The following is a 3,283-nucleotide window of genomic DNA, read 5'->3' as shown; positions in this document are numbered from 1 at the left end:
GCACCGCGCCGATAATGCCGGCGCCGAGTGCGCTGATGGTGTAGTGATGCGAGGCGCCGATGACCGCACCGGCGAAGCCCCCCATGATGATCCGGGCCGCGAACACCGGCGGTGCGGTGCGCGGCGGCGTCTTGGGAAGTTTGTCGTTAACCAGCTCCCCTACCGCGAGAACGGTGAGGACTATCGCGGTGATCAAGCTGGCGACCCAGGCTGCCCAGGTCGACTGCAGGGTGATCGAGCCCAGGTATGCGCCCCACGAGACGACGGCGGGAGCGGTAAGGGAACGCAACCCGGCGACGACACCGATCAGCAAGGCCATCAGCAAGAAGAGGAGATGTGTTTGTGTCACGGCAACCCTCCTGGGTTCTACGCGCAATCGGTCCCCCGCCGGACGCTAACACACTCACCGGCCCTGGGCACGTGCCGCGCGATCAGAAGCGACAGAACCTGATGTCGGAAGCCAGAATTGCCTTGGCCCCGACGGCGGCGAGCTGGTCCATGATGCCGTTGACATCCCGGCGAGGTACCAACGCGCGCACCGCGACCCAATCCGGGTCGGCCAGCGGTGCGATGGTCGGCGACTCCAGGCCCGGCGTGATCGACGTTGCCTTGTCCAGCACCGAACGCGGGCAGTCGTAATCCAGCATCAGGTATTGCTGACCGAACACCACACCCTGTATCCGGGCGACCAGTTGGTCGCGCGCCGCGCTCTGCTGCTCGTGGCCGTCGGTGCACTCGATCAGCACCGCCTCCGAATCACACAACGGCTCACCGAAGGCCACCAGATCGTGCAGGCTCAGGGTGCGACCCGACCCCACCACGTCGGCGATGGCGTCGGCCACACCGAGTTGCACCGAAATCTCCACCGCTCCGTCGAGTCTGATCACGGTTGCTTCAATACCCTTGGCGGCCAAATCATTTCGGACCAGATTCGGGTAGGCGGTGGCGATCCGTTTGCCGGCCAGATCGGCCGTCGTCCAATCATGCCCCGCGGGAGCGGCATACCGGAAGCTGGACGACCCGAAGCCCAGCGCCAAACGTTCGCGCACCGGGGCTCCTGAGTCGTTGACCAGGTCGCGCCCGGTGATGCCGAAGTCGAGCTCACCCGAACCGACATAGATGGCAATGTCTTTGGGCCGCAAGAAGAAGAACTCCACCTGGTTGGCGGGGTCGATGACGGTCAGGTCCTTGGGATCGGTGCGGCGGCGGTAGCCGGCCTCAGCCAGGATCTCGCTGGCCGGTTCACTCAGCGCACCCTTGTTGGGAACCGCTACCCGCAGCATGCTCACAGCTTCCGATAGACGTCGTCGAGGGACAATCCGCGCGAGATCATCAGTACCTGCGTCCAGTACAGCAACTGGCTGATCTCCTCGGCCAGTGCGTCGTCGGGTTCGTGCTCGGCGGCCAGCCACACCTCGCCGGCCTCCTCCAAGATCTTCTTGCCCAGCGCATGTACCCCGGCGTCCAGTGCCGCGACCGTGGCGCTGCCGGCCGGCCTGGTGCGGGCGCGCTCGCCGAGTTCGGCGAACAGATCCTCGAAGGTCTTCACGGCGAGCGATTGTTTCACGGGCCGCTGGGCAAAGTCACACCGGTTTAGCTGTCCCGCGACATACGGTAAGGCATGGAGTTCTCCGAGATCGACGTCAAAATCGCGGGCGCCCGCGGAGACATCAAGCTGAATCGGCCAGCCAAGTTGAACCCGCTCAGTACCACCACACTCAACGAATTGGTTTCAGCCGCAAGATATCTCGACACCCTCGGGGACGTGAAAGTTGTGGTGGTGGCCGGCAGCGGCCGGGCCTTCAGCGCCGGTGCGGACCTCGCGTCGTTCGCGGCGGCCGACACCTCCGCGGCCGCGGCGCGCGAGGCGGCTGACGCCGGACGACGGATGGCCGAGGCGATCGAGGCGATGAACGCGGTGACCGTCGCCAGCATCCACGGCCACTGCGTCGGGGGCGGAGTCGTGTTGGCCTCAGCCTGCGACTTGCGCATCGCCGCGGACGACACCCGCTTCTCGATCCCGGAAGTCGACCTGGGCATCCCTCTCGCGTGGGGCGGGATCCCCCGGCTGGTCCGCGAGATCGGTCCGGCACGGACCAAGGAACTCGTGATGACTTGCCGGCCCTTCGGCCCCGACGAGGCCCTCGCGGCGGGCTTTCTGAACCGCGTGGTGCCCGCCTCCGACCTGGGTGCCGCGGTCGACGAGCTGGTCGGGCAGCTGGCGGGCAAGTCGGCGCTGACCCTGACCGCCACCAAGCGGCACACCAACGCGGTGACCGAACAGATGGTCGGCACCATGCGGGCCTGGAATGACGCCGACTCGCTGGTTACCGCGCTGCGGGACACTGAGTCGCGCGCCGCGGGTGCGGCCTACCTGAAGGGCTTGGGCCGCTAGACACGACGTCGAGCGGGGGTCAGTCCTCCGGGTTGTAGCCGAGGTTGGGGCCGAGCCAGCGCTCGGCTTCGGCCAGGGTCCAGCCCTTGCGCTTCGCGTAGTCGGCGACCTGGTCCTGGGCCATCCGGCCGACCACGAAGTACTGCGACTGCGGGTGCGAGAAATACCAGCCGCTGACGGCGGCACCGGGCCACATCGCCATCGACTCGGTCAACTCGATGCCGGTCCGCTCGCGCACGTCCATCAACTTGAAGAGCGTCACCTTCTCGGTGTGCTCCGGGCAGGCCGGGTAGCCGGGGGCAGGACGGATTCCTACGTACTTCTCACCGATGAGTGCCTCGTTGTCCAACTGCTCCTCGGGCTGGAATCCCCAGAACTCCGTGCGGACCCGTTGGTGCATCCGTTCGGCGAACGCCTCTGCCAGCCGGTCGGCGATCGACTCCAGCAGGATTGCGCTGTAGTCGTCATTGGCTGCCTTGAACTTCGCGATCTTGTCCTGGCTGCCGAGCCCCGCGGTGACGGCGAAGGCGCCGACGTAGTCAGCCAGACCGGTGTCCTTCGGCGCGACGAAGTCGCCCAGCGACCGGTTCGGGATGCCGTCCCGGTGCTCGCCCTGCTGGCGCAGGTTGTGCAGCGTGGTCAGCACCTCGGTACGGGTGTCGTCGGTGTACACCTCGATGTCGTCACCGACCGCGTTCGCCGGGAAGAACCCGATCACCCCGTTGGCCGTCAGCCACTTCTCCTTGATCAGGGTGTCGAGCATCTCCTGGGCGTCGTCGTACAACTTGCGGGCCGCCTCGCCGGAGGCCGGGTTGTTGAGGATGTCGGGGAAGCGGCCCTTCATCTCCCAGGCGTTGAAGAACGGCTGCCAGTCGATGTACTCGCGCA

General features: G+C 66.5%; 5 protein-coding genes. 1 reads left to right on the top strand and 4 read right to left on the bottom strand.

All coding sequences use genetic code 11. The features are described 5' to 3' along the window. From VML93_RS28545 to VML93_RS28535, 3 genes are all read right to left on the bottom strand, one after another. Positions 1-319 (bottom strand): DUF4126 domain-containing protein (locus VML93_RS28545; RefSeq protein ID WP_325615615.1); only part of this gene is annotated, 319 nt, incomplete at its 3' end. A 112-nt stretch (positions 320-431) separates the two neighbouring features. Beyond that, positions 432-1,283, bottom strand: coding sequence for an ATP phosphoribosyltransferase (gene hisG, locus VML93_RS28540; RefSeq protein ID WP_325615614.1), 852 nt, complete (start codon positions 1,281-1,283; stop codon positions 432-434). A gap of 2 nt (positions 1,284-1,285) precedes the next feature. Next, positions 1,286-1,567, bottom strand: a complete 282-nt coding sequence (locus VML93_RS28535; protein ID WP_325615613.1) for a phosphoribosyl-ATP diphosphatase — start codon at positions 1,565-1,567, stop codon at positions 1,286-1,288. A 54-nt stretch (positions 1,568-1,621) separates the two neighbouring features. Between VML93_RS28535 and VML93_RS28530 the strand changes: the two genes are divergently transcribed. Next, positions 1,622-2,395: an enoyl-CoA hydratase/isomerase family protein gene (locus VML93_RS28530; RefSeq protein WP_325615612.1), complete on the top strand. Its 774-nt coding sequence runs from the start codon at positions 1,622-1,624 to the stop codon at positions 2,393-2,395. A gap of 19 nt (positions 2,396-2,414) precedes the next feature. Here VML93_RS28530 and VML93_RS28525 read toward each other — a convergent pair. Next, positions 2,415-3,283 (bottom strand): vitamin B12 dependent-methionine synthase activation domain-containing protein (locus tag VML93_RS28525; protein WP_325615611.1); only part of this gene is annotated, 869 nt, incomplete at its 5' end.

Source organism: Mycobacterium sp. (assembly GCF_035499775.1).
GTDB lineage: Bacteria > Actinomycetota > Actinomycetes > Mycobacteriales > Mycobacteriaceae > Mycobacterium.
Note: the sequence above shows the minus strand (reverse complement) of the source record. Positions and strands in the feature narration are given on the sequence as shown.